This window comes from Nostoc sp. EspVER01, assembly GCF_034530635.1.
Lineage (GTDB): Bacteria > Cyanobacteriota > Cyanobacteriia > Cyanobacteriales > Nostocaceae > Nostoc.
The window spans coordinates 1-26,654 of sequence record NZ_JAVRCS010000008.1; the positions used below are offsets into that span (position 1 = coordinate 1).

Genomic DNA, 26,654 nt, shown 5'->3' on the forward strand with positions numbered 1-26,654 from the left:
TATGGGTAAAGCTTGGTTGTAGTATTTGAGTGCTTCTTGCTTTTCTCCTAAATTGGAGTAGACACTGCCAATATTGTTGAGGGTGTTAGCTTCCCCTCCCTTGTCCTCCACTGCACGGTATATGGGTAAAGCTTGGTTGTAGTATTTGAGTGCTTCTTGCTTTTCTCCTAAATCGGAGTAGACACCGCCAATATTGTTGAGAGTGGTGGCTTCCATTTCCCTATTCTCCACTGCACGGAATATGGGTAAAGCTTGGTTGTAATATTTGAGCGCTTCTTGCTTTTCTCCTAAATCGGAGTAGACTTTACCAATGCCAAAGAGGATGTTGGCTTCCCAGCCTTTATCATCAAGTTGTTGCCAAAGCTTCAGCGCTTCTTGCCATTTGCCAATTGCCCGTCGCAGTGATTCTCCTGTCCCTTGTTGATAAAGCTGCATACCCTCTTGAGTAAACCGTTCCGCAGCAGCGCGAGTGGCATTTTGTTGAGTGGTTCCTGGCTGCTGTGCTATCTGCAACCCTCGGTTTCTCGGTGTCGCCCCCACTGCATCAGCAAGGATTACCGCACTCAGCAATAAAGTTAAACTGTAACGGGTAAATTTTGGTAGCAAGCACCAAAAAAACCACTGAGACTTTGCACTCCCCATCATTGTTTAGCCTCAATCTGTGATTATTAACAACCCTATTCCTACCGAACCCAATCCCTGGTAGTCTGCCAAGCTATGTTTGCTGCGTTTGTAGTGAGCGCTACCCTGCGGGAACGCTTCTCTACGAGAGGCTCCGCCAACGCGAACAGCGCTCAAATCAAGGACTAAAGTCCTGACTACAAACTTATTCACTCATCAAAGTTGCTTTGGCAGACTACTAGTATTAGTAAATTATTTAATTATCATCAGGGATATTGCTGAAACTTTATGTTGATTTTATGGGTGCGGTCAAAGTTTACGGTTGTGGTTTCTGTTTTTGCAACGAACTCTCTCGATAAACCCTGATTTCCTCGTTCTCACGCCTCCTAGCAGGAGATAAGGTAATACGGCTCGGTTAAGGTTTTTTGATGAAAATACCAAATCACAAAAACGCGCGCGATAAATCGCCGTCAAGACGAAAAACTGATTATTGTAGAGACGGCGATTCATCGCGTCTCTTGCCTTAACCTAACTACAAGCAATTCTTTATCTACACCCCAGCCAAATGCCACAAATAAAAGGATAAAATCGAATTAGACTCAAATATAAAAATTAAAAACACAGCTATTATTGCCAAAGTAACGGCTGATGGAAAGCTAGAAATTCCTCCAGAAGTGTTAGCACAGCTTCAGCCCTCTAATGAGTATGAAGTCTCGGTTACAGAAGATGAGATATTTTTCAAAAAAACTTCTAAACGATTAACACTAAAAGAATTAAGAAAACAAGTGAAAGAGGCTGGTTCAGATCAAAATCAACCAAGCTTGAAGAAATAAGTCAAATAGTCAAAGAAGTTAGACAAGAACTTTGGGCTGATTTAGGTATTCATTATAATGCGATAAAGGAGTAAACTTATGCAGACAGATCCAATTATCAGAGTCACTGATGAAAAGCAAATAAATCTCCCAACAGAAATTGAATCTCAACTGATACCTGGTGATGAATACAGAGTAATTCTAAAGGAAAATTGTATTGTTTTAGAAAAAATTACTCAGCAAAATCTAGATTTAGATGATTTTTTACAAAGTCTTGAACAATTAGAACCTGATCCAAATCAACCCACACTAGAAGAAATTAGTGAAATTGTTAAGGATGTCAGACAAGAGTTATGGTCTAATCCATGAGAGTTATCCTTGATGTCAATGTTTGGATTTCAGCCTTGTTGTGGGGAGGTGTTCCTGGTAAAACCTTGCGTTTAGCAAGAAATCAACAAATTAATATATTTGCTTCTGAATTTTTATTCTTAGAACTAGAAAAAACTTTAAAACGTGATAAGTTTCAACTACGACTACAACAAAGAGGTTATACGCTTGAGGATTTAATGTTTGTAGTCAAGGGTTTATCAAATGATTGTCCAACTATCTCCGTAGATGCTCCTCAATTACGCGATCCAAAAGATAATTTAGTTTTGGCTGCGGCTGTTGCGGCAAATGCTGAAGCAATTGTTACTGGAGATTTAGATTTATTGGTGTTGATAGAATTCAACGGAATTCCAATTTTAACTCCGCAAGATTTTTTAAGTCGTTATTTCTTAGATTAAGTTTTAGCGTTGTTGCCTGAAGGTATCTCCTGATATGTCATATAGTGATTTTACTTTAGAAAAAGTCAAACAGAAGTTTCAAATAAATACTATTGAGCAAACTGATATTTTTGCTAATACACCTGATATAGAATCCAGCAATTTATTAAAAGAAATTCTTCAATATAATATACCTGTAGCTATTGCTAGTAATAGTGAAAAAGCTCGCTCTGAGATGATTATTTCTCCGATTTTACTAGAATTGAGACGACAGTTAAATGATCAGATAAATTTGTTCTCTGGTGTTGAATTCAATGTTGATCTTACACAAGGTTTAAATGGAATCTGTGATTTTCTAATTACCCGTTCTCCAGAAAGACTAATTATCACTGCACCAGTTATCATTATTGTGGAAGCTAAAAAAGAAAATATTCCTGCTGGTTTAGGACAATGTGTAGCCGAAATGTTAGCAGCAAGAATATTTAACGAACGAGCAGGTAATGAAAATTTGATAATTTATGGAACTGTCACCACTGGAAGTATCTGGCAATTTTTAAAATTAGAAGGGCAATCTATCCAGATAGACTTAAGTGAATATTATCTTAAAGATGTCAACAAAATTTTAGGAATTTTAGCTAGTGGTGTCCGGTGAAAAAATTATCATTAAGTAGCGTAGGCGTAGCCCGTCGTAGACATCGCATCCCTAAAACACCCGCTCAAAAGGCTTTTTCCGATAACGCCGATAAATATCCAAATCACTGTCTAAAGTAGCTATGACAGCAATATTTAAGCGTTCCGAAATGACAATCAAGGATAAATCTGCAAAATCCCCTGGTAAATCTCTGTACTGAGTATTCAACTCAGCAATGCGCGAAAAATCTTGCGGTAATATTTGCTCACACTCATAGAGTTGTTTTGCAACATCTAGAAAAAACTCGTTTTGTGTACGCCAATCAAAGTTCAGCAACCACAACACTTCTGCAATACAAATAGGCGTAGTTACTAGCCTGGAAGTACAGTTTTCAAAGAAGCGACGCACCTGTTGGTAATACTGATCTCTAGCGCTGTAGTACGCAAACAAAAACCCGCTATCCGCGATTATAAGCGGATAATAGGTCATGAATGCCGCTTGTTGAGATATTGAGCGATCGCTTTTTTACGGTTTGAGCGTTCCGATAAATCCGTTGGTGCATCTTGTAGCAGATGTTCAGGGTGTCCACCCCGCCTCTCTAGCAAAGTTTTACCCGCTTGTAAGGTTAGCCAGCGTTCAGCAATCAAGCGTCGGATTAATTCACTCTTTTCCGTTTGCTCGTGAGCTAAAATATCGGGTAGCTGCCGTTCTGTTTCTTCATCCAGTCTGACACTGAGCATAACTTTTATTATCTTTGTAATACACGTATGACAAGGATAATGCGGATTAGTTAAATTTTGTTTGAATTTCGCACCAGCCAAACCCAAAATACAAAAAATCTCACGCCCAAACACCAAAAGACAACTCTGCGTCTTCGCGCCTCTGCGTGAGATTTCCCACTAAATTAGTATTCAATATGCCTAGCCTACTTTAACCATCTCGCCGCATCTTTGGCATGATAAGTCAAAATCAAATCTGCACCAGCCCGTTTAAATCCAGTTAAAGTTTCCATAACCACCCGCTCTTCATCAATCCAACCATTGAGAGCAGCAGCTTTTACCATCGCATACTCACCAGAAACATTGTAAGCCGCAACTGGTAAGTTACTCGCTTCCTTGACGCGCCAAATAATATCCATGTATGCCAAGGCTGGCTTAACCATGAGCATATCAGCACCTTCAGCGATATCTAATTCAATCTCTTTAATCGCTTCGCGGGCGTTACCTGGGTCCATTTGGTAAGTTCTTCTGTCCCCAAATTGTGGTGTCGAGTCTGCTGCATCCCGAAATGGACCATAATAACCCGAAGCATACTTAGCAGCATAAGACAAGATCGGCGTATCTTGAAATCCGGCTTCATCCAAACCCTGACGAATTGCCTGGACAAAACCATCCATCATCCCAGAAGGTGCGATGATATCGGCACCGGCTTTCGCTTGAGAAACCGCTGTTTTCTTCAACAATTCCAGAGTTGGATCGTTTAAAACTCGTCCTGTTAAATCACCAACTTGCAGATAACCACAATGACCGTGGCTAGTATACTCACATAAACAAGTATCAGCAATTACAATCAAATCTGGCACTGCTGCTTTTACTGCCGTCGCCGCTTTTTGGACGATACCGCAATCATGCCAAGCGCCAGTGGCATCCACATCTTTATCAGCTGGAATACCAAATAGAATAATAGAAGGAATTCCTAAGTCGTAAACTTCTTTTGCTTCTTCAACAATTTTATCTACCGAAAGTTGGTAGACTCCGGGCATCGATTTCACCTCATTAGCGATTCCCTCACCCGGTACAGCAAATAATGGGTAGATTAAATCGTTTGTTGTTAAAACAGTTTCACGAACCATCCGGCGCAGTTGGGGATGAGTACGCAGACGACGGGGGCGATGTGTAGGAAACATAAAATTTTATCAAGAAAAACAACGCAAATAGACACAAAACAAAGCGTCACAAAAGCAGGCTAAAATTTTCCTGCCGTCAGAGAGACTACAAACAGTGCTTAACTGTCCTTTGCCCTACTCTTAATCAAGTTGTGGGGCAATTTTGTATTCTACAGCTTGGTTGCACCTATCCGACGGACTGGAAAAAAAACAACATTATGAAGCAATTCAAAATTCAAAAATTTAAACGCAAAGTGGCGCATTCGCATTAGCGTTCGCGCAGCGTCTCGTAGAGAAGGTAAACGCAGAGGCACGCAGAGAATTTGCTACTAAGTTTAATGAAATGTTGTGCTTGGTAGTAAATAACTGACAATTACCAATGCTCTATGCCTAATCCAATAAATTTGTGTTAAAAAACTCGGAAAATATAGGGATAACGGAAGGGTATATCAGGATTACTGAAAACTCCAATGAGCGCCCAAATTGTTAATCCCCAGTGTAATAGATATCCCAGACCAGCTAGTGGCCCCAGCAATAATAGAGGTAATACTAACCAACCGAATAGAAAAAACAACGCTCCCAGAATTGCACCATAAAACCAAACATTAAAGTGGAAATTGATGGATTCTTTGGCGTTTTCTTTAACAACAGGATCGTCAGATACGAGCAATATGGCGATGGGTACACCGACAGATACCAATGTTGTGCTGAAAAAAATCGCTCCATGAGACAAAGCAGATAGAAGCTTTCGCTTGTCTGTGTCGTACATTGCTTTCTCCTATTTAGTCAGATTGTTGGTTATACTACGACCCTATCATGAGCATCGTTGTCTTAAGATTAAAAGACTTACCAGAGTCAAAAAAATTAAGTTAGCTAACAAACAAATACATTTATGTCTACTGAACTTCAGTCTGAACTTATTCAAGCAGTTGAACTTCGCCGCAACTTTGCGATTATATCTCACCCCGATGCTGGTAAAACTACACTAACTGAAAAGCTACTCCTGTACGGGGGTGCAATTCACGAAGCTGGGGCGGTTAAGGCGCGACGGGCACAGCGCAAAGCTACTTCTGACTGGATGGCGATGGAGCAACAACGGGGTATTTCCATTACCTCCACAGTGTTGCAATTTGAATACCGGAATTGTCAAATAAATTTATTAGACACTCCCGGACACCAAGATTTCAGTGAAGATACTTATCGTACCCTTGCCGCCGCCGATAATGCCGTGATGTTGATTGATGCGGCAAAGGGTTTGGAACCCCAAACGCGCAAATTGTTTGAAGTGTGTAAGTTGCGCGGTATCCCAATTTTTACATTTATCAACAAGCTCGATCGCCCAGGAAGGGAACCTCTGGAACTGCTGGATGAAATTGAGCAAGAATTGGGATTGCAAACTTATGCAGTCAACTGGCCGATTGGTATGGGCGATCGCTTTAAAGGTGTTTTTGACCGACACAAGCAACAAATACACTTGTTTGAACGCAGCGCCCACGGCAGCCGAGAAGCCCGCGATACAATAGTGGAATTAGGCGATCCGAGAATAGAAGAACAGCTAGAACAAAGCCTGTACTACCAACTGAAAAACGATTTAGAACTGTTAGAAGGAGTTGGGCCAGAGCTAGATTTACAGTTGATACATGAAGGCAAAATGACGCCTGTGTTCTTTGGTAGCGCCATGACTAATTTTGGGGTCGAGTTATTCCTCAAGTATTTCCTCGACTATGCCCTCAAACCCGGTTCTCATATCAGCAGTGTTGGCGAAGTTCCCCCTACATACCCGGAGTTTTCGGGGTTTGTCTTCAAACTGCAAGCGAATATGGACCCGAAGCACCGCGATCGCGTCGCATTTATCCGGGTTTGCACTGGTAAGTTTGAAAAAGATATGATGGTGAATCACGCTCGCATTGGTAAACTCATCCGTCTGTCTCGCCCGCAAAAACTCTTTGCTCAAGAGCGAGAATCGATTGATGTGGCTTATCCTGGCGATGTGATCGGTTTGAATAATCCCGGTGTTTTTGCGATCGGGGATACAATTTACACGGGACAAAAGCTCGAATATGAGGGGATTCCGTATTTCTCGCCGGAACTGTTTGCGTCTCTGAGGAATCCCAACCCCTCGAAGTCTAAACAATTCCAAAAAGGTGTTGCGGAATTGCGAGAAGAAGGTGCTGTGCAAATTATGTATTCAACTGATGAAGCCAAGCGCGATCCAATTTTGGCGGCGGTGGGTCAGTTGCAATTCGAGGTGGTACAGTTTCGCTTACAAAATGAGTATGGTGTAGAAACCATATTAGATTTATTGCCCTACAGTGTCGCCCGTTGGGTTGAGGGTGGTTGGGAAGCATTAGAAAAGGTGGGACGAATATTCAATACCACTACAGTTAAAGACAGTATGGGACGACCAGTGTTGCTATTCCGTAATGAATGGAATTGTCAACAGTTATTGGGCGACCATCCAGAGTTAAAATTAAGCGCGATCGCTCCAGTATTTTCTAGTCAACAACCAGTGGAGGAGTGAAGAAGAATACAGAATCCAGAATTCTGAATTCAGATGAAGACTCAACTGAATTCTGACTCCTGACTCCTGAATTCTAATCTTTATCATTCACTTGACAAACAAAACTTGAGCGCGGTTGATTTCCACGGCATCCGAGGTTCGCGCTTTTGCCCAAACGTGGATCATTTAGAAGAGATTGGAGTGCCAGAATTTGTATGCCTTCACATGCCAAACCGTCTTTGGAGGCTGGTTTAGTTGCCCTCAAGCAGGGAAATTACCAAACAGCGATCACCCAACTAGAACCTATTGCTAGCAGCCAAAATAATGGGACTGCTAGCTTACAAGCTCAGGTTGGTTTAGTGATGGCTTATGCTCGCACTGGCGAAGTTTCCAAAGCGATCGCTATTTCCCAGAATCTCATTGAGAGTAACAATCCGCAAGTTCAAGAGTGGGCAACACGCGCTCTCGAACACCTGACAAAACGTAAAAAATCCGAGCGAGAATCAAAAAAAGTTGAAACTGGATTTGTTGCTTTTGAGAATTCAACACCAGATTCAACCCCCATTACTCCCCCGGAAACTCCTACATCAGAGGAAAAGCCGAACGATGATCGAGTAATAGAAACCAAAAGCGACGACATCCCGTCGATGGTGCCACTAGCTAGACTCAAAGCTACATTAGCGACACCGCCACCACCACTGGCTGCATCCCTAAGCGGCTTCATGGGTTCTGTTACTCGCACCCAAGCCAAATTATTCGGTGTTATTTACTGGCGACAAGCACAACGCGCCAGAGCATGGCAACCACTACGTAAACCAAAATTAATTCCCTTACGACTACTCTCCGCAGGGACATTCATCGCCCTGTTTTGGGTAATACGAGAAATCCTCAAGTTCGCACTGGGATTAATCAACCAGACTTTAGTCAAACTACCTTATCTGGAGCCAATACAGCTTTTATACCACGATCCTACTCAACTGTTGCTAATCGCATTGGTGATTTTAATCGGAGTATTACCTTGGTTGCTGGATCTGCTACTGGCGAATTTGTATGGTCAACGAGAATTTCCGAAAGATGTATTGAATACCCATAGCCGCGAAGCCGTTCGGGTGCTACAACGTTGTTCCCAACAGCGGCACTGGCCGTTACCCAAACTGCGGATTTTACCAACGGCTGCACCAATTATTCTGACTTATGGTAGTTTACCACGTAATGCCAGAATTGTTGTGAGTCAAGGGCTATTAGAGCAGCTGGCAGATGATGAAATCGCCATTATTTACGCCACGCAACTAGGGCATATTGCTCACTGGGATTTTGCTGTAATGTCTTTGTTGCTGCTGGTGACACTCCCAACTCATAAGCTATATCAGCAAGTGTCGGAGTTGGGAGACAAAATATCAGCGAAAATTTGGCGCTGGCCAGTGACAATTCTGGCGAGTCTAATTTATGGAATTTGGTGTTTGCTGACTGGAACTGCATTGTGGTTGTCGCGGTTGCGGCTTTATTATAGCGATCGCGTCGCCGCTGAAATTACTGGTAATCCCAATGCCCTGATTCGCGCTTTACTCAAAATTGCCATTGGCATTGCCGCTGATATCCAAAAACAAGAACACACCAGTTGGCAACTGGAAAGCTTAAATCTCTTAACACCAGTCAGCTACCAACAAAGTTTATCTTTGGGCACTATTGCCAGTAATCTATCTTTTGAATCCTTTTTGAAGTGGGATACCGCCAATCCCTATCGCCGATGGTTTACGATTAATAATAGCCATCCTTTAATGGGCGATCGCATCGAACGTCTCTGCCAAATAGCTCGTCACTGGCATCTAGACACCGAACTACATTTTGATAGCGTTCCATCAAAGGTTAAGCGTCAGTCTTTTCTATTACAAGTCGCTCCCTGGTTGGGAATTCCTCTAGGGGTTCTGTTTGCAGCTTTAGTTTGGCTAACCTGGCAACTAGCATTCACACTCAAGTTTTTAAATCTAAAGTGGATATATGAAGATTGGTCTTTCATTACAGGCTGTCTTCTGATTGGCTTTAGCATCGGTACTGTGATGCGGATTAATTCTTTCTTCCCCGATATTAAACCTGCCACCGTACAAACTGAAGACAGCTTACCCAACCTGTTAGCTGACCCTTCTGCCTTACCTATTGATAGCGTCAGCGTGCGTCTTGTGGGTAAATTATTAGGTCGTCAAGGCACTAGTAACACCCTAGCGCAAGATTTAATCTTGCAATCTAGCGCGGGTTTGGTGAAATTACACCACATTTCTTGGCTAGGACAGTCAGTCAATCACCAGGATCTAATTGGCCGGCAAATTATCGTTACAGGTTGGTTTCGCCGAGGAGCAACACCTTGGATCGATATCCAAACTCTAGAAACTCAAAGTGGTAAAACCATTCATAGCCCTCATCCCATTTGGTCTACTTTTTTAGCTGTTGCAGCACAGGCTTGGGGCGCATATGTCTTTCTCACTGGTTAGTCATTGGTCATTGGTTATTGACAAAGGACAAAGGACAAATTGGAATGTAAACAAAAGTTGCAGGTTTTCTTAACAAGTGTTACATTTATTTACACAAACAACAGCAACCGACATAACTCAGTATCACCGCTTAGTTGTGGATTTAGGTGCTTTTTCCCCGCTCTATACCTTTTTATCCTCCCAACACAGCAGCAAATTAACCAGCCAGTGGCTGGTTTTTGTTTCAAAATATGCTCACTTGCATAAAAAAATGTGTTTTATGTTACCATGCAGTAATACTAATGCCGAAAAGATATGCGCTAAACTAGCTACGTAGAAAATACCGTGGTAATGTAAGGAATGGTATTTGATTCTGCGAAAAAGGGCATAGAAGAAAGCGTGTACTTTAGCAGGCAATAGGCTATTAAATTTACAATTCTTAGAATTAAGGTGTTATTAGCTCACCATAGTGTGAGCCTTTGGATTAAACAAGCTTGATCCCGACGAAAAACTGTATTGTTGTATAAGTTGACAGTTTCGAGCAAAAAAATTGGTTTATGGCAGTCTTGGTCAATAGCATCTATTTAAAAGCCAAAGCTAAGTGATTGTTTTCTTGCCTTGCCATGTTCATTCAACTCTGGAGGTATAGTTCATGTCCGTTCGCCTATATATAGGTAATTTGCCTAAAGATGAAATAGATCGTCAAGATCTGCAAGCCGTTTTTGCAGCAGAAGGTGATGCTGTAACTACTAAATTAATTAAAGACCGCAAAACTGGCAAATGCCGTGGTTTCGGTTTTCTTACAGTCAACAATGACGAACAAGCTGACGAAATTATTGAAAAGTATAATGGTCAGATGTTCAAAGACACTCCCATTAAGCTAGAGAAGGCATTACCTCGGACAAAGGGTGAAGAGGGCGACGAGCAAGCTCCTAAACCAGTTACTCTTGCTAGTACTAGTAATAGTACCCCGACTCCTAGCCCGAACAGAGAAGGTAGCCGTCGTGAGAAAAGCTCTAAAAAGCCTCGTCGTGGCGGCGGTGGCGGAGGTTCTCGCGAAACCAGCACTACAACCACCGATTCGGACGCCATTCGTCCAGATCCTCGTTGGGCTTCGGAATTAGAAAAGCTGAAGCAGATGCTAGCTGCACAAACTACAAATTAATCCTCAAGGGAGAGAAATTAAAAATTAAAAATCAGAATATTTTTTGATTTTTAATTTTTAATTGTTGATAATTATCTAGCTGCTTAGTTTAATGAACTTGCAGCTAATTTTGTAAGCGCGTAGGCGCAGTCCGCTGTAGGTATCGCATCGCTACTAGTCACATCAAGTCGTACCTAAGAGTTAGCAGCAAAGAGCGTGCAAACCGCCCAAGCTCCATAAAATTTATCTGGATTTTAATCAAATCAAACGACACATAAGTTTCACAAATTTATCATACTTGCGTAACAAAAAAGTATATATTGATGCAACTATAGTTTATGTAGACTTATTGTTAAAGCTTGCTTATAAAAAAAATAAAATTAAGTTTTTGTGATTGGGGTCAAATGAGTAGTGATACCGTGTTAAATCATGTCCGCTTGATTGCTTATTAAACCCGAAGAACCCCACCCTCGCCAAAGCTACGCTTTGTCTCCCCTCCCGAAGAGCGGGGAGGGGATTAAGGGGAGCCAGTGCGGTCTTCTCCCAAGGGGAGACGCCAAGGGCGATGGGGTCTCCCCAAGTGGAGCATCTGGCGTGTGGGCTGCAATGACTGTGGTTAGCATAACTAATTCTGCGGACACGATATTAGAGGGCGATCGCACTCACTACCCCTACCGCAATCCCTACAAATTTATGCTCAAAGATGTATTGACAAAATTCACTTATTTTTAATTTGTGACAAATGGGAGGGGTGTGGGGATATGTTTTTATTGAGTGCATAAATCAGAAAATGCATCGAACTAAACAGTATGGGATGAATAAATATATCCCTAGCATTGGATATTGCATTTAATTGGAGTATTACGTATGAATTCTCAACACTCGCAATTTAGTTCAGACAATAAAACAGATTTAGAAGCTCTAGGTTTAATCAAAAAGTTAGATAACGAGACCTCTCAAGTTATTAGCGGTGGAGCTTTGTACCTCACAGCCAACCCAATACTCGTCAATCCCAATCTCAATCCAACCGGATCGAAAAATACACTTGACATATACAATGGGACTTCTTCTCCGCTCTATTTTGATTTAAGCTTTGGTAATACAATTTCGCAAGACCTTCAACTAAAACCCGGTAATTCAATAGTCTTTTCAGACCAAGCAACAATAGCTGATGTGAGGTTTGATGGAGATTTGTACACAGCTGGTATTCAACTAAATAAAACTACCGTCAACGCTCCTGGAAATTATGCTTTTGTCTTAGGTTCCAATGGGATACTAAGTCTCGTCTAATGCAACGCTTCTTAGTTGCAAATATTTTTAAAATACTAGTCTGCCATGATTTGTTCTATAAAAAAATCATGGCAGACAGCGTGAAAACAAAAAATTACAGCAGTGCTTATAATAGCTTAATTGGTACATTGAGAATTGCCAAAAATATTGCTTGATATAATGTTTATCCAGTAAGGGTTACAGCCTTAGCGGAACTTTCTGTTCGATTGCTCATTACCCCCTGATTACACACATAAAAAAACCTGATCTTTATCAATGCGATGCCTACGGCGGGCTGCGCCTACGCAGTAATTATCTGGATTTGATAAATTAGAGTCAGTAATGCCAACAGAAGCGGAGGCGCGATTGCTCTAAAGATAATCTACACTCAAGGAGATACCGATAGTTTTCAGCTTCTGTTATGTCCTCAACTCTAGATTCTTTGCCACCTGCGCTCGCTAAAATTGTCCAGCGCTTTCAACGCGCTTCCGAACCGAAGCGACGCTACGAACAGCTAATCTGGTATGCTCAGAAGCTCAATGAGTTCCCAGAAGCGGAGAAATTACCCGAAAATAAAGTTCCTGGTTGCGTGTCTCAAGTTTTTATCACCGCAGCTTTGGATGACGGTAAAGTTGTGTTTCAGGGCGAGTCTGATTCCCAGTTAACCAAAGGTTTAGTAGGTCTTCTCGTTGAAGGATTGCATGGACTAACGCCAACTGAGATTGTCCAACTTACCCCAGATTTTATTCAAGAAACAGGTTTAAACGTTAGCCTGACACCTTCCCGTGCGAATGGGTTTTACAATATTTTTAAAACCATGCAAAAAAAAGCATTGGAATGTAAGTTAGATTTGCCTAACTAAACTTGGTCATTTGTCATTGGTCATTGGTGATTTGCAAAGGACAAAGGACAACTGACAAATGACAAATAGCGTACAACTACCAAAATTTAGTCTTATGCCAAGCAATCTATTATCTACTGCTGCTGCTATTGGCTTTGGTGGAGTAGTTCAAGAATATCTCTGGAATTTTGAAAATCAGCAATTGCGGGTTGTTTATGAAACCCTCGGTAAAGGTTCACCGCTATTGCTACTACCATCTTTCAGCAGTGTTTCGACGCGTTTGGAAGTCGGTGAACTTGCCAAGTTACTAGCTCCCAATTTTCAAGTTGTAGCCATAGACTGGCCTGGTTTTGGTGAATCTTCTCGCCCTAGTTTGAATTATCGACCGGAAATATATCAGCACTTTCTGGAAGATTTTGTCAAAGCTGTTTTTAATACTTCCATTACCGTGGTGGCGGCTGGTCATGCTGCTAGTTACGTTTTACAATTAGCTGTGAAACAACCTGCTGCTTTCTCAAAGATTATATTGTTAGCTCCTACTTGGCGTGGCCCTTTGCCGACAATGGGGGCTAGTCAGCAAATAGCTGGCATTGTGAGAGAATTGGTGCGATCGCCTATACTTGGTCAAGCTCTCTACAAACTCAATACTGCCCCATCTTTATTAAGTTTTATGTATCGCCGTCATGTCTTTACTGACGCGGCTAAAATTACACCGAGTTTCATTGAGAAGAAGTGGCACACAACTCAACAACCAGGAGCGCGATTTGCATCTGCTGCCTTTGTCACTGGTAATCTTGATGCTGTACACGCACAATCTGATTTTTTAGAACTTGTAAAGTCTTTAACTGTACCGCTCATGGTAGTAATTGGAGAATCCAGCCCCCCAAAATCACGAGAAGAAATGAACGCTTTGGTAGCATTACCAGGGGTGAGAAGTGTTGTTATCCCTGGTTCTCTGGGATTGCATGAAGAATACCCAGCAGTTGTTTTAAAAGCAGTTCAAGATTTTTTGTTCTCGTCAGGAAATTAAATCTTCGCACCAAGACGCAAAGATCATTTTGCACCTTGGTGCGAAATGAAAATTAGTTCAAACTATTGCGATTAAGTTTTTGCAAGCGAGAAAGAGAAAGCGCTAGTAGACCGACTATACCAAGACCAAGGACATTTGACGACTCAGGCACAGTCTTGACTTCAAAATCAAAATTGAAAGTGCCAGACTCTTTAAAGGGAATACGGTGATTATCACTGCCTAAATCCACTAGCTTGAATGATGCAGAATAAGTTCCCAGTGGTGCAGCAGCATCAGTCCAAAAGGTAGGGGTGAACGAAAAATCATCACCACTGCCGATTGTGTAGATATCACCGACTGACTTGACAATATCAACGCCTGCTGAATCGCCAATATTCAATCCGCTGCTAATTGACGCTAATTGTAAACCAATATTTGCACCTTCAAGGGACGACTGCCAACGACCATTGGAGCTATTGAACAAATATTGGTTGTCTAATTCTTTGGAAGTTTTTAGCGACGCGATAGGTTCTATTGTCAGATTACTATATTCCTTATCTGTTGCAGTACTAATCAAGCGACCAGTATAAAACCCTGTACCAGGTAATAATGTTAGCGGCGGTTGTTCTGAGTAAGACTCAGGAATTCGGTTATTTGTATTGGTTGGGTTAATAGTTAGGTTATCTAAAGCACCTGAGTAGCTATAAGTACCAATGCCGTGGAAATGGCTTGATTCCGGCGTGTCTTCATTCCTATGTGCAAAGAGAAGGGTTAAACGATTGTAGTTGGGGTTCTCTAAACCTGCGTATGTCCCTGTAGAGAGAGCCTCCAAACTATCTAATCCAATGTAAAAGCCCGTTTCATCTGAATGATTATGAGTATCATCTGCTTGTGCTGGCGCTAAAGCGGTAGATAAAACCAGTGGTGCAACAACCAAAAAGCTGATTGCAAGAGACGCAGATGCTTGCCCTGTTTGAGTTACTTGCTTTTTCGAGCAGGTAGTGTTTCTTGAAACCACCACGCTTCTCCATCAATCTATAATTTTTCTATGTGATAATGATTATCATGCTTGTTGTAGAATTGTCAATGTACTAACCTGCGACTTCCCGCAGGGTGAGTTGGAATATTCTTATCAGCTACGCCAACTCTTGAATATTTACTACTTATTGCAGATGCATAAAAATAAAATGTTTTGTGATTAAATTATGTGATGATTTTGCTGAAAGCCAAAACAATAGCAAGTTCGCACAAAAATATAAAAAGATTTATCATGGGCGATAATGATTATCCATAAGGTGAGACAAGAGGAATTTAGAGTATGGTGGCTGACGTAATCAACAATTCAGTTCCCGTTACTGTTCTTACAGGCTATTTGGGAGCAGGTAAAACGACTCTACTCAATCACATCCTCACCTACGAACACGGCAAAAAAGTTGCTGTGATTGTCAATGAATTTGGGGAAGTGGGTATTGATAATCAATTGATTATCGATGCAGATGAAGAAATATTTGAAATGAATAATGGCTGTATCTGTTGTACAGTGCGCGGCGATTTAATTCGCATCATTGGCAATTTGATGAAGCGACGCGATAAATTTGACCATTTAGTAATTGAAACAACTGGATTAGCCGACCCTGCACCAGTGATTCAGACATTTTTTGTTGATGAAGATTTACAAAGCCAACTGTCTCTAGATGCGGTGGTGACAGTGGTAGATGCCAAGCACATCTCGCAGCACTGGGATGCAGACGAAGCCCAAGAACAGATTGCTTTTGCCGATGTAATTTTACTTAATAAAACAGATTTAGTAGCGCCAGAAGAGTTGAATGAATTGGAGAAACGGATTCGGGCGATGAATGCGATCGCAAAAATCTACCGCACCCAAAATTCTGAACTAGGAATGGATGCTTTATTAGGTGTAAAAGCTTTTGATTTAGATCGTGCATTAGAAATTGATCCAGATTTCTTGGGAGAAGATGCCCACGTACACGATGAAACTGTATTTTCTGTGGCTTTAGTAGAAGCGGGTGCAGTTGATGGAGAAAAATTAAACGCTTGGCTTTCTGAATTATTGCGTACCCAAGGGCCAGATATTTTTCGGATGAAAGGCATTTTAAATATTGCTGGAGAAGATAATCGATTTGTATTCCAGGGAGTACACATGATATTTGATGGCAAACCCGATCGCCCCTGGAAACCCAGTGAAACACCCAAAAACGAACTAGTCTTTATTGGCCGCAACCTTGATGCAGCCCAACTCAAACAAGATTTTCTTGCTTGTCTAGCTTAAATAGGCAGTGGAGAGTAGGGAATTTACCAGTTCCCTATTCCCCATTCCCCATTCCCCATTCCCCATCCCCTCTTTACAAATATGAACACCACAACCAGCAAATCTAAGGAATTTGAACAACACTATTCGGGGACACTTTCAGATTATGTAACTGCGATCGCTTGGTCGCCACAAGGTAAAACTTTAGCAGCAACTTCTGCCGCCGGGGAAGTTGTTCTATGGAATAATGGCGAACTCACAAGCTTACAAACTGGTGACGGTAAATCTGTAGACTGTCTAGCTTTTTCGCCAGATGGAAAATTTTTAGCCGTTGGTGGACAAGATGGACAGGTGAAAATTTGGCAGAATACTGAATTAATCGCCACTTTGGAAAATGCCCCCGCATGGGTTGACAAGCTAGCTTGGAATTACACCAGTAACCAACTAGCTTTTAGTTTGGGGCGTTATGTCCAAGTCTGGGATGCAGATACTCGTGAAATTGTTGTGACGCTGAATTTTGAAAACTCGTCAGTTTTGGGCATTGATTGGCGCATTGATGGGCAATACCTAGCCATTAGCGGTTATCAGGGTATCAAGATTTGGCATAGTCAAAACTGGGATGAAGAACCATACAACCTAGATATGACTACTGTCAGTGTGGCTATGGCTTGGTCGCCTGATGGTAAATACCTGGCTTCTGGCAACATGGATCGTAGTGTCACCGTTTTAGAATGGAACAACCCCGACCCTTGGGTGATGCGTGGCTTCCCTGGTAAAATTCGCCAATTGGCATGGTCAGAAGCTATGACCAAAGTCGGTGCGCCAATACTGGCATCTTCTAGCGTTGAAGGTATTGTGGTGTGGGAAAAGCTAGAGGATGACACTTTAGGTTGGGAAGCGCGAGTTTTAACAAATCATGTAGGTGTGATCAATGCGATCGCCTTTGCACCCAAAAGCTTCCTTCTCGCTTCTGCTGCTGCTGATGGCTGGTTATGTTTGTGGAACAAAGCCAAGGAAGTATCCCAAATTATCACAGGTGTCTCAGCAGGATTTTCCACCCTAGCTTGGCATCCCGAAGGTAAGTTACTGGCCGCAGGCGGTGAACAGGGCGAATTACTTGTTTGGTCAAAGGTTTTGCGGGGTCAAGGATTCGGGCGCAGTTAAGGTTGAAGCTAGGCAATTTATTAGCTATGCTGTATCAGCAAAGCTATCTTTGTGTAAATTATGAACATAGTCAAACTGATTTTACTCGCCTGTCCCGCATTTCTCGTATCCATGCTGCTGGTAGTCAATCCAGCAAACGCATCCAGCCTGCAATCTCTATACCCTACACAAATTGTTACGGTAGTATCTACACAACAAATTCCTGATCTGGTAACACCAATGTTGACTCAAACATCTAATCCGATTATTGATCAACTTGGTTGCAATTGTGCAAACTGTGTTCAGTCTAAATTTCAGTCTTTACAAGGCAAACTGCCATCTGTCGATTTTTAATAAAGTTAGAAGTTATGGATATTGTAGGGGCACAGCAATGCTGTGCCCTTATTAATTTTATAAGCTTTTTGTACGTAACTATCGCACTGGTTGCAGCATAATTATTGATGATATTCGCTAAAAGTCACGCCTGAAAAACGAAGTAGGCAAGTTGTTAAGTGAATCCCTGGATACTGAGAAAGCTGCTGGTAAAGTAGTAAGGTTGGTGCAATTGCCGTCTGCATCCAACCTGTTAAGCTCTTGTTAAAAGAGCTAGTCCGGGGATTAGAAAACTTGCTAGAGTGAACAGAGTTAGCCTTAATGTCTAATCGCCAAAACCTATACATCTCATGGATTTTGCTAATATTGCATCCCAGCTAAACGCTGGAACGATTTTACCAGAGGGGATTGTTATTCTCACCCTCTTGGGGGTTTTGATAGTTGATTTGATTTTGGGGCGTACATCCGCGCGCTGGATTGGATATCTAGCGATCGCAGGTTTATTTGCTTCGATTGTCGCCCTCTATTTTCAATGGGACTCTCCTAATCCCATCGGTTTTACCGGTAGCTTTAACAGTGATGACCTGAGTATCGTCTTTCGCGGCATTATTGCCTTATCTGCGATCGCCACTATACTGATGTCAATTCGCTACGTTGAGCAGAGTGGCACTGCTTTAGGCGAATTCATCGCTATTTTGCTGAGTGCTACTCTGGGAGGGATGTTTTTATCCGGGGCTAGTGAGTTGGTGATGATTTTCATCTCCCTAGAAACCCTGAGTATCTCCTCTTACCTGTTGACAGGTTATACCAAGCGTGACCCCCGCTCTAATGAAGCGGCGCTGAAATACTTGTTAATTGGAGCTTCCAGCACGGCAATATTTTTGTACGGTGTATCACTGCTGTATGGACTATCTGGAGGACAAACTGAACTTAGTGCGATCGCTAATGGCATTGCCACAGCTAAAGTCGGCCAATCTTTGGGTTTAGTGATTGCCCTGGTATTTGCGATCGCAGGTATTGGCTTCAAAATCTCCGCCGCACCCTTCCACCAGTGGACACCAGACGTTTACGAAGGCGCTCCCACCCCAGTCATCGCCTTTTTATCTGTCGGTTCTAAAGCGGCTGGGTTTGCCCTAGCCATCCGCTTGCTGCTCACAGCCTTCCCTCTTGTTGCTGACGAGTGGAGGTTTGTCTTCACAGCTCTAGCCGTTCTCAGCATGATTTTGGGTAACGTAGTCGCCCTAGCTCAAACCAGCATGAAACGGATGCTAGCTTATTCATCCATTGCCCAAGCTGGGTTTGTGATGATTGGCTTGATTGCTGGTACACAAGCGGGCTATGCGAGTATGGTATTTTACCTACTGGTTTACCTGTTCATGAACCTGTGCGGCTTTACCTGCATCATCCTATTCTCACTACGCACGGGAACCGACCAGATTGCCGAATACTCTGGTTTATATCAAAAAGATCCACTCCTAACACTGGCGTTGAGTATTTCCCTGCTTTCCTTGGGTGGTATTCCACCATTGGCTGGGTTTTTCGGCAAGATTTACTTATTCTGGGCTGGTTGGCAAGCAGGACTTTATTGGTTAGTCTTGCTGGGCTTAGTTACCAGCGTCGTCTCCATCTACTACTACATTCGCGTAGTTAAGATGATGGTAGTCAAAGAACCCCATGAAATGTCTGACGCAGTGAAGAATTATCCCCAAGTGCGTTGGGATTTGCCTGGGCTAAGACCTTTGCAAGTCGGGTTGGTAGTAACATTAATTGCCACTACAGTAGCAGGGATTTTGTCAAATCCACTGTTTACATTGGCTAACAACTCTATCTCCAATACCCCATTTTTGCAAGCAACAATCAACAGTAATGTAAAAGCACAAAATGTACTGCTTTTGCCAAAGTTAGATTCGGTTAGTCAGTCTCAACCCTCAGTTGATTCTACTGCGAAGATTTAACCGAGTTTCAACCAAACTTTGTCCTCAAGGGTAGAGCCTGTTTGCTAATTAGCAGACAGGCTTTGTCATATCTTTTAAGAGGATGTTTGAAAAGTGGTTAGCTGTGATTTTAAGCACTGGTTGATCCCCCCTAACCCCCCTTAAAAAGGGGGGGGAATCCTTAAAGTCCCCCTTTTTAAGGGGGATTTAGGGGGATCGAAAACGTTTTGATACCGACGAGGAGACTTTTCAAACGTCCTCTAAGTTAAATTTTATGATACTGAGTTAATAGGTATCCTAATTATAAATTCTGCACCTTTTCCTGGAACAGAAAAACAGCTAAGTTGTCCGTTATGTTTTTCAACTATAATCTGATAGCTTATATATAGTCCTAGTCCAGTACCTTTGCCCACAGATTTAGTGGTAAAAAAGGGGTCAAATAGCTTTGAGCGAACTTGTTCATTTATCCCCAAACCATTATCAGCAATACTAACCGCTATCCATTGTTCATCGACTAACTCAGTTTTAATTTGAATTTGGGGATTATTATTTATCAGTTTTTGATTGTCAATTCTTTGTGGATTTACTGCTAAACAATTACCGTTGAGTGCCGACGCCTCCAGTGCATCAATTGCATTAGCAAGAATATTCATAAACACTTGATTAAGTTGACCAGGATAGCAAGTTACATTCGGCAGTTGACTATATTTTTTGATGACTTTGATTTCTGGATACTCATGCCTAGCTTGCAGGCGATGCTCCAAAATCATTAAAGTACTATCAATTCCTTCATGAATATTGACTTGCTTAAGTTCTGCTTCATCCAGCCTGGAAAAATTACGTAGTGATTTAACAATTTCCTGAATGCGTTCTGCTCCCACTTGCATTGACTTGAAGAGTTTAGTTATGTCTTGAATCAGAAAATCTAAGTCTATTTCTTCTATTTGCTCTTGGATTTCTGGAGGAGTATTTGGACAAATTTGTTGATAAATTTGCACCAATTTCAGTAAATCCTGAGTGTATTTATGGGCGTGGTGAAGGTTCCCATAAATAAAACTCACTGGGTTATTAATTTCATGAGCAATACCAGCGACCATCTGACCTAAACTAGACATTTTTTCAGCTTGGATAAGCTGAGTTTGAGTAAGTTGTAATTCGTTTAGTGTTTCTTGTAAAGCAGTAGTACGTTCTTCAACCCGAATTTCTAACTCTTGATTCGCTTTCTTGAGTGCTTCCTCTGCCTGTTTTCGTCTCTGAATTTCTTTGGCTAACTCATCAATTTTTTCATTCAGGAGAACGAAATTACTGCTGGTCAAAGTTCTATTTTCCAAGCGTAAGAGAATTAAAGCTGAAGATTCAGGAGACCAAGGTTGAATAACGGCTCCCTGACTACGACATATTAACGTTTGCCCATCATTCTTTCGTAAAGTCAAGGAGCCAATAACCATTGCCCTGCTACTTGAACAAGCTTGCAGATACCTGATAATATCGTTGGCAGGCTCAATTACAATTTCAAAAAGCATTCTTCCTTGCAGTTCTTGACGGCGTAACCCCAACATATCTGCCACTGGTTGATTGGTAGCTAACAACTGACCCTCTCCACTCACCAGAAGTAAAGGTTCTGGTAAAACTCTGGCAAATTCAAGAAACTGTTCAGGAGTCATGGTGCTTCCAATTTCAGGGTTCGATTCACTTTACATATCTGCACTAAGCTTATGTCCCGGAATTATTTTGATGCTGAAGGGTTTACACAGATTCTAGTCCCCTAAAGTATTCTCGACCTTCTGCATCTTCTGCTTCTTCTGTAAGTTTTAAGTAAACAATAACTTTACATCCAGGATCACCCTGTGCTATGGTTTCTTGCAATTCTACTTTCGCATATCCCAGATTATTAGCTGCGATCGTTCCAAAAACGTTTGAAGTCATCATGCACATGGCAGGGCGATTAAGTACTTTGTCGCCAAATGGGCAAACACGGTTGCCAAAGACAATTTTTTCATCATCCTGCTCAATCACATAAAAATCGCCCTGGATGCGTTTTTTTAAATCAATCAAGACATCAGCTACCTGCTTACGAGAAAGGTTAGAGATTTCCAAGGCAGATTTATAATCTTGGTTAATCTGCCTTCCCATCCTTTCACCAACAACGCTAATAAATCCCGAAGCTTCTTCTAAACCAACTACATCCTGCAAAGTACCAGATAATTCTCTGATTAGTGTGCGTAAGAATATGTCGCGTTCTAAAGAAAGATTAAGCGTAGCTATTGAGTGCTTGGGTACATTGATCATAAATTTTGAGGATACAATCTAAGAAGTAGAGTTATGAGTACAGCGGTGTGAATAATTCAAGGTTTGTAGTGTTAGCGAAGCGTCTCGCAGAGAAGGCTGCGCGAACACTAAGAAATAATCTCAATATTTTTTACATTACTTAATCTAGTTTGATTTATTCTCACCGACTTACTTAGAGTTCCCCAAAATGTCTCTAAAGTAACTACTTAATATTTTTATTCTGAGAATTTAATGTTTCTTTTGGTTCTAATAAAAAATAATCTCCATAACAAATTCTGAGCCTTATCGTTGTGACAGTTTACGGTTTTGCATAGTTTCTTCTAGGTTAAGTCCCCATTATCCTTTCTAACCCTCCTTAAAAAGTGGGGAATTAGATCTAGTCTTAAAAGTTAGCAAGCAAAATATTAAGTATTTTCCCCATGATTAGTGGGCTTGGGTTGGGAGAATCTTTTGGGGCAAAATATTGTTAACACTAAAAATATTTTATTATCAACCCGCACAAAAATCTACTTGTTCGCAACCAGGATACAATTTTTTGTTTTCTATAAATAAAATTTCTGCTTTAAAAATGTAATTAATTATGAGGTAGGAAGTCGCAAATTTCCATCACTTTCACTTGCTATTATCTTGGATCTTTTTTTTAAATACTTTTAACAACTTATATGTTTGATGATTTAACAAATAGGTATATTAATAATAAATTCAGAACCTTTTCCTAACACAGAATTTACTTCTAGAGTTCCTTTATGTTTTTGGACAATTATTTGATAAGCAATTGATAATCCTAATCCTGTTCCTTTTCCCACAGGTTTTGTTGTGAATAAATGATCAAACATTTTTTGCTGAACATCAGCCGATATTCCCACCCCATTATCTTGAATCCGAATCGAGACATGATTCTTATCTTCAGTGAGGGCAGTATGAATTGTAATTTGATTAGGATTTAGTTTAATATCATTAAAACTCAGCCCAGCATTAGATTCATCTAAAGCATCAATGGCATTTGCCAATAGATTCATAAATACCTGATTCAATTGTCCTGGAAAGCATTCTACTAAGGGCAATTCTTCGTAATATTGAACTACTTGAATAGCAGGACGAATCTTATTAGCTTGTAACCGATGCTTGAGAATGAGGAGAGTACTGTTAATACCTTCATGAATATTAAACAGAGTTTTTTCTTCTGTATCTGCTCTAGAGAAAGTTCGCAGGCTGTCACTAATATTGGAAATACGATCTGTACCTTCTCTCATTGAGGAAATGAGTTTAGGTAGATCCTCGCGTACATATTCTAGATCAATCATTTTGATTGTTTCTTCAATTTGCTGAGATGCTTTAGGATAGGTCTGCTGATAGAGATCAATTAGATGTAATAAATTCTCAATATACTCTTTCGCTGGAGTCAGATTACCTGCAATAAACCCAACTGGGTTATTAATCTCATGAGCTACATCTGCTACCATACTTCCCAAAGTAGACATCTTATTCTCCATTATCTGAAGATTAAGCAGCATCATTTCTAGCTCATGGCTTCTTTCTTCTAATTTATTTTGATATTCCTTTAATTCATCAATTACTCTCCTGAGCAAAGATTCTTTTTTTCGATTTGTTTCTTCAAGTTTTCTCCGGTCTAATTCAGAACGCTCTAATTTTTTTTGGCTAATTCGATTGGCTTTTTTTAATTCCTTAATTTGTTGTTGATAATCTAATATTTCCATTAATTTTTACTGATTTCCCAAAATTAAAGTTACAAAAGTTTCATTGTGGAATTGCGTTTGGCTAATTCCATCTATAGGAGCAATTTCTCCATAAGAATAAAATCCACAGGCAGGTAAATAGTCAGTCAGACAAAGTTTTGTATTTTGATACTCTTCTTGTGCCTTAGTACCAAGTATTTGCCGACGAGCTACACACGAAAAAAATAAAACAGCACTTGGTTTTGTACCAGGATAATTATTTAAGGCATTCATAAATGATGCTTTGGAAGCTGCCAAAATATCTTCATAATCTGCTTCGGAAATTTGAATAATTGCTCGATCGGGAATATCTCCAAAAAAGGTTATGCTACTAGATTCTTGATTGTAAGCAATAGGTGCTCTTATATAAAAATTGTCTTTATTCTCATCAAACACTGCTAGTGGATATTCCATTGAAGGAGGAAGCAAACCTAAATAATGATGATAAAAATCTAAAGCTGGTTTACCATCTATTTCATAGACTATGTTTTTATCTACCTTAGTCACTTTGCTTGTTTGACCAATGGGATGCCAACCACTTGCAACAGCGTGAGAAAACAATATTGTGCCGGAAAAAAGTAGAATTGGTACAGAATCACTTAATACTTCTGTTTTAAAAAATTGATACGTACTTTGATATCTTGATTGATCGCCTGCCAAACCACCGAATATTGGCACATATTGACCAAGAGCTAGCTTTAAGCCATTTAATATAGAGACACCACTAGTTGTGAGGCTCTCTGGATGAGTTAAGCATAGCTTTGGATCTGCGGTACTTTTTGCTTTGGCTTGCTCCACAGCTTGTTTAGTTGCAGTAATTGGATCGTCTGAAACTTTTCGTCCAACTCCTGCATAAATTTCAACTTCATCTGAGCAAAATAACATCAAAGTGATTGAGTCTTGCTGAAACTCTAAGACTGAAGAAATTTCTCCATCTGTTGTTCCACCAATCAACTCAATCCCCGGAAAAGCCCGATCGATTTGTTGCAAAATGAGAGAATGATCAAAGTCAATTGCAGCAAAAATAATCCCAGCTTTTGGTATATCTCCTGCAAGAGAACTGGCAGATTGTTGAAGAACTTCTTCAATTGCTGCTAGAGAATCTGGATCGTTACTGTGACCTACTACTGCCTTGAACATAAATTTATTTATTATGTTGGTAAACGTAACTTACTATAATTATTAAATAGGAAGTTGAATGATAAACTCTGAACCTTGTCCTATTGATGAACTTACCTCTAGAGTTCCTCCATGTTTTTCGACAACAATTTGACGAGCAATTGATAACCCTAGTCCTGTACCTTGACCCACAGGCTTAGTGGTGAATAAATAGTCAAAGATTTTTTGTTGGACATCAGCCGACATTCCTACGCCATTATCTTTAATCCTAATCAAGATATAATTTTTATCTTCAGTGAGAGTAGTTTGAATCAAAATTTGATTAGGATTTGCTTCAATCTCCATATAGGTAAGTCCTACATTAGATTCCTCTAAAGCATCAATAGCATTAGCTAATAAATTCATAAATACCTGATTGAGTTGTCCGATAAAGCATTCTAATTCTGGCAATATATCATAATCTCTAATTACTTGAATATCGGGTCGATATTCAGATGCTTTTAAACGGTGTTTGAGAATCATAATTGTACTGTCTATGCCATCATGAATGTTGCAAGACACTTTGCGATCGCTATCTGCTCGAGAAAAGGTTCTCAAGCTGGTACTAATGTTGCGAATACGCTGAACTCCCTCTTTCATTGAGGAAATTAAATTAGGTAGATCGGCAAGTATATACTTCAAATCTATCGTTGCAATTTCTTCTTGAATTTCTGGAACTGGATTAGGATAGTGCTGCTGATAGAGGTCAATAATATTAATCATTTCTTGGAAATATACTGAAGCGTGTCCAAGATTGCCATGAATGAAACCAACTGGATTATTAATTTCATGAGCAACTCCTGCTACTAATTGACCAAGAGCAGACATTTTTTCTGTCTGTACAAGCTGAAGTTGAGACTCTTGTAGGTCTTTTAATGCCCTAGATAATGCTGATGTCCTTTCTAAAACTCGTTTTTCTAAAGTTTTTGTGAGATTTCGTAATTGAAGATGGGTTTTAATTCTAGCTAATAATTCTTCTTCATGAAAGGGTTTTGTGATGTAATCAACTGCTCCTATGTTTAGACCCTTTACCTTACTGTGAGTATCAGAATTTGCTGTCATAAAAATTACGGGTATATCACAAGTAACTGAATTTTCTTTCAGTCTTTTACAAGTTTCAAATCCATCTATTCCTGGCATCATTACATCTAATAAAATTAAGTCAGGCAGTTGGAACTCAACCTGCTTAAGTGCCCTTTCTCCATCATTTTCTGTGATAACTTTAAAGCCTACATTAGTTAATGTATTAAAGACTATTTCTAAATTGGTAGTAGTATCATCTACCACTAGGATTAAACTATCATCTGGGGTATAAAGCACTTCTATATCTGGTTGTTCATTCATATATTTAAATTAATTTTATTCATTGTTAGTTATTCCCTATTGCCCTGCGATCGCAGCTAAGTCACCACTATTTGATTGGTAGACAGACTGCAAATTTATCGTCTGACAACCCTATAGTTCCCAAAAACTCTGATAACAGCAACATCTTCAAGCTAAATTGCCTATAACTTTGCGTTGGGGCGATCGCTAATAGACATCAATCACCAAAGTTTAAAGTCCTCTTTTATAAAGGCGATCGCTCTGAAATTAGTTATTTTCACTCTTGTTTTATTAGAAAATTAGCGCTATCTAAGAACAATATTCTTGATGCCTTAAGTTCAATACGGTTCAGTGAAGGCTGAAAAACTGATTAGTGATATGAAAATGCAAGAGCTTCAACTCGTTTTGAAGCTCTTGCATTTTCATCGCTGTCTGGAACATCGAAACAATTACCCGCATCGAGTCTTTAGACCAAAAGACTCATTGCTATTACCAGACTAAGGGATCTGCGGGTTAATAGTGTCCCAG

General features: G+C 40.5%; 26 protein-coding genes. 14 read left to right on the top strand and 12 right to left on the bottom strand.

Annotated features, from left to right (window positions below; translation table 11 throughout):
• A partial coding sequence (locus RMX69_RS09045) for a tetratricopeptide repeat protein (RefSeq protein ID WP_322637230.1) occupies positions 1-645 on the bottom strand: 645 nt, incomplete at its 3' end.
• 9 nt (positions 646-654) lie between these two features.
• Positions 655-834 (bottom strand): hypothetical protein, encoded by a 180-nt coding sequence (locus RMX69_RS09050; RefSeq protein WP_322637231.1) that lies wholly within the window; start codon positions 832-834, stop codon positions 655-657.
• A gap of 461 nt (positions 835-1,295) precedes the next feature.
• On the opposite strand from RMX69_RS09050, the gene RMX69_RS09055 reads away from it, so the two are divergent.
• The 4 genes from RMX69_RS09055 to RMX69_RS09070 all read left to right on the top strand — a co-directional run bounded on the left by RMX69_RS09055 (position 1,296) and on the right by RMX69_RS09070 (position 2,849).
• Entirely contained in the window at positions 1,296-1,454 is a 159-nt protein-coding gene (locus RMX69_RS09055) for a hypothetical protein (protein ID WP_322637232.1), read from the top strand.
• A gap of 78 nt (positions 1,455-1,532) precedes the next feature.
• Positions 1,533-1,802 (top strand): hypothetical protein, encoded by a 270-nt coding sequence (locus tag RMX69_RS09060; RefSeq protein WP_322637233.1) that lies wholly within the window; start codon positions 1,533-1,535, stop codon positions 1,800-1,802.
• Positions 1,799-2,218 (top strand): putative toxin-antitoxin system toxin component, PIN family, encoded by a 420-nt coding sequence (locus tag RMX69_RS09065; RefSeq protein WP_322637234.1) that lies wholly within the window; start codon positions 1,799-1,801, stop codon positions 2,216-2,218. The genes RMX69_RS09060 and RMX69_RS09065 overlap by 4 nt, the downstream gene beginning before the upstream one ends.
• A gap of 34 nt (positions 2,219-2,252) precedes the next feature.
• Positions 2,253-2,849: a hypothetical protein gene (locus tag RMX69_RS09070; RefSeq protein WP_322637235.1), complete on the top strand. Its 597-nt coding sequence runs from the start codon at positions 2,253-2,255 to the stop codon at positions 2,847-2,849.
• A 51-nt stretch (positions 2,850-2,900) separates the two neighbouring features.
• Here the strand turns inward: RMX69_RS09070 and RMX69_RS09075 are convergent, their stop codons facing one another.
• From RMX69_RS09075 to RMX69_RS09090, 4 genes are all read right to left on the bottom strand, one after another.
• Positions 2,901-3,317 carry a type II toxin-antitoxin system VapC family toxin gene (locus RMX69_RS09075; RefSeq protein WP_322637236.1) on the bottom strand — a complete coding sequence of 139 codons (417 nt, stop codon included), beginning with the start codon at positions 3,315-3,317 and terminating at the stop codon, positions 2,901-2,903.
• Positions 3,314-3,568 (bottom strand): hypothetical protein, encoded by a 255-nt coding sequence (locus tag RMX69_RS09080; RefSeq protein WP_322637237.1) that lies wholly within the window; start codon positions 3,566-3,568, stop codon positions 3,314-3,316. The genes RMX69_RS09075 and RMX69_RS09080 overlap by 4 nt, the downstream gene beginning before the upstream one ends.
• 185 nt (positions 3,569-3,753) lie before the next feature.
• Complete coding sequence (gene hemB / locus RMX69_RS09085) at positions 3,754-4,734, bottom strand: porphobilinogen synthase (protein WP_193945206.1); 981 nt, start codon at positions 4,732-4,734, stop codon at positions 3,754-3,756.
• 388 nt (positions 4,735-5,122) lie between these two features.
• Positions 5,123-5,482, bottom strand: coding sequence for a DUF4870 domain-containing protein (locus RMX69_RS09090; RefSeq protein ID WP_322637238.1), 360 nt, complete (start codon positions 5,480-5,482; stop codon positions 5,123-5,125).
• Between the two features lie 123 nt (positions 5,483-5,605).
• Here RMX69_RS09090 and prfC point away from each other — a divergent pair, with 123 nt between their 5' ends.
• The 6 genes from prfC (at position 5,606) to RMX69_RS09120 (ending at position 13,962) form a co-directional block, all read left to right on the top strand.
• Positions 5,606-7,234 carry a peptide chain release factor 3 gene (gene prfC / locus RMX69_RS09095; RefSeq protein ID WP_322637239.1) on the top strand — a complete coding sequence of 543 codons (1,629 nt, stop codon included), beginning with the start codon at positions 5,606-5,608 and terminating at the stop codon, positions 7,232-7,234.
• A 194-nt stretch (positions 7,235-7,428) separates the two neighbouring features.
• Positions 7,429-9,699 (top strand): M48 family metalloprotease, encoded by a 2,271-nt coding sequence (locus RMX69_RS09100; RefSeq protein ID WP_322637240.1) that lies wholly within the window; start codon positions 7,429-7,431, stop codon positions 9,697-9,699.
• A 631-nt stretch (positions 9,700-10,330) separates the two neighbouring features.
• On the top strand, positions 10,331-10,843 hold the full coding sequence (locus tag RMX69_RS09105; RefSeq protein ID WP_289795357.1) for an RNA recognition motif domain-containing protein: 513 nt from the start codon (positions 10,331-10,333) through the stop codon (positions 10,841-10,843).
• 846 nt (positions 10,844-11,689) lie between these two features.
• Positions 11,690-12,112 (top strand): hypothetical protein, encoded by a 423-nt coding sequence (locus tag RMX69_RS09110; protein ID WP_322637241.1) that lies wholly within the window; start codon positions 11,690-11,692, stop codon positions 12,110-12,112.
• Between the two features lie 400 nt (positions 12,113-12,512).
• On the top strand, positions 12,513-12,953 hold the full coding sequence (locus RMX69_RS09115; protein ID WP_289795359.1) for a SufE family protein: 441 nt from the start codon (positions 12,513-12,515) through the stop codon (positions 12,951-12,953).
• A gap of 94 nt (positions 12,954-13,047) precedes the next feature.
• Positions 13,048-13,962 (top strand): alpha/beta hydrolase, encoded by a 915-nt coding sequence (locus tag RMX69_RS09120; protein WP_322637341.1) that lies wholly within the window; start codon positions 13,048-13,050, stop codon positions 13,960-13,962.
• A 52-nt stretch (positions 13,963-14,014) separates the two neighbouring features.
• Here the strand turns inward: RMX69_RS09120 and RMX69_RS09125 are convergent, their stop codons facing one another.
• Positions 14,015-14,959, bottom strand: coding sequence for an all3515 family Zur-repressed PEP-CTERM protein (locus tag RMX69_RS09125; RefSeq protein WP_322637242.1), 945 nt, complete (start codon positions 14,957-14,959; stop codon positions 14,015-14,017).
• A gap of 300 nt (positions 14,960-15,259) precedes the next feature.
• Here RMX69_RS09125 and RMX69_RS09130 point away from each other — a divergent pair, with 300 nt between their 5' ends.
• The 4 genes from RMX69_RS09130 (at position 15,260) to RMX69_RS09145 (ending at position 19,641) form a co-directional block, all read left to right on the top strand.
• Positions 15,260-16,231, top strand: coding sequence for a GTP-binding protein (locus RMX69_RS09130; RefSeq protein WP_322637243.1), 972 nt, complete (start codon positions 15,260-15,262; stop codon positions 16,229-16,231).
• A gap of 81 nt (positions 16,232-16,312) precedes the next feature.
• Positions 16,313-17,374 carry a WD40 repeat domain-containing protein gene (locus RMX69_RS09135; protein WP_322637244.1) on the top strand — a complete coding sequence of 354 codons (1,062 nt, stop codon included), beginning with the start codon at positions 16,313-16,315 and terminating at the stop codon, positions 17,372-17,374.
• Between the two features lie 60 nt (positions 17,375-17,434).
• A complete protein-coding gene (locus RMX69_RS09140; protein ID WP_289795363.1) occupies positions 17,435-17,707 on the top strand; it encodes a hypothetical protein in 273 nt (90 codons plus the stop codon).
• A 329-nt stretch (positions 17,708-18,036) separates the two neighbouring features.
• Positions 18,037-19,641, top strand: a complete 1,605-nt coding sequence (locus tag RMX69_RS09145) for an NAD(P)H-quinone oxidoreductase subunit N (protein ID WP_322637245.1) — start codon at positions 18,037-18,039, stop codon at positions 19,639-19,641.
• A gap of 251 nt (positions 19,642-19,892) precedes the next feature.
• Here RMX69_RS09145 and RMX69_RS09150 read toward each other — a convergent pair whose 3' ends face one another.
• The 5 genes from RMX69_RS09150 to RMX69_RS09170 form a co-directional block, all read right to left on the bottom strand.
• The gene (locus tag RMX69_RS09150; protein WP_322637246.1) at positions 19,893-21,284 is read right to left on the bottom strand and encodes an ATP-binding protein; all 1,392 of its coding nucleotides are present in this window, start codon (positions 21,282-21,284) and stop codon (positions 19,893-19,895) included.
• A gap of 82 nt (positions 21,285-21,366) precedes the next feature.
• Positions 21,367-21,909 carry a methanogen output domain 1-containing protein gene (locus RMX69_RS09155; RefSeq protein WP_289795365.1) on the bottom strand — a complete coding sequence of 181 codons (543 nt, stop codon included), beginning with the start codon at positions 21,907-21,909 and terminating at the stop codon, positions 21,367-21,369.
• Positions 21,910-22,583: 674 nt separating this feature from the next.
• Positions 22,584-23,627 carry a sensor histidine kinase gene (locus RMX69_RS09160; RefSeq protein ID WP_322637247.1) on the bottom strand — a complete coding sequence of 348 codons (1,044 nt, stop codon included), beginning with the start codon at positions 23,625-23,627 and terminating at the stop codon, positions 22,584-22,586.
• Between the two features lie 6 nt (positions 23,628-23,633).
• Complete coding sequence (locus tag RMX69_RS09165) at positions 23,634-24,785, bottom strand: FIST signal transduction protein (RefSeq protein ID WP_289795367.1); 1,152 nt, start codon at positions 24,783-24,785, stop codon at positions 23,634-23,636.
• A gap of 42 nt (positions 24,786-24,827) precedes the next feature.
• A complete protein-coding gene (locus RMX69_RS09170) occupies positions 24,828-26,147 on the bottom strand; it encodes a response regulator (RefSeq protein WP_322637248.1) in 1,320 nt (439 codons plus the stop codon).
• Positions 26,148-26,654 lie beyond the last annotated feature (507 nt).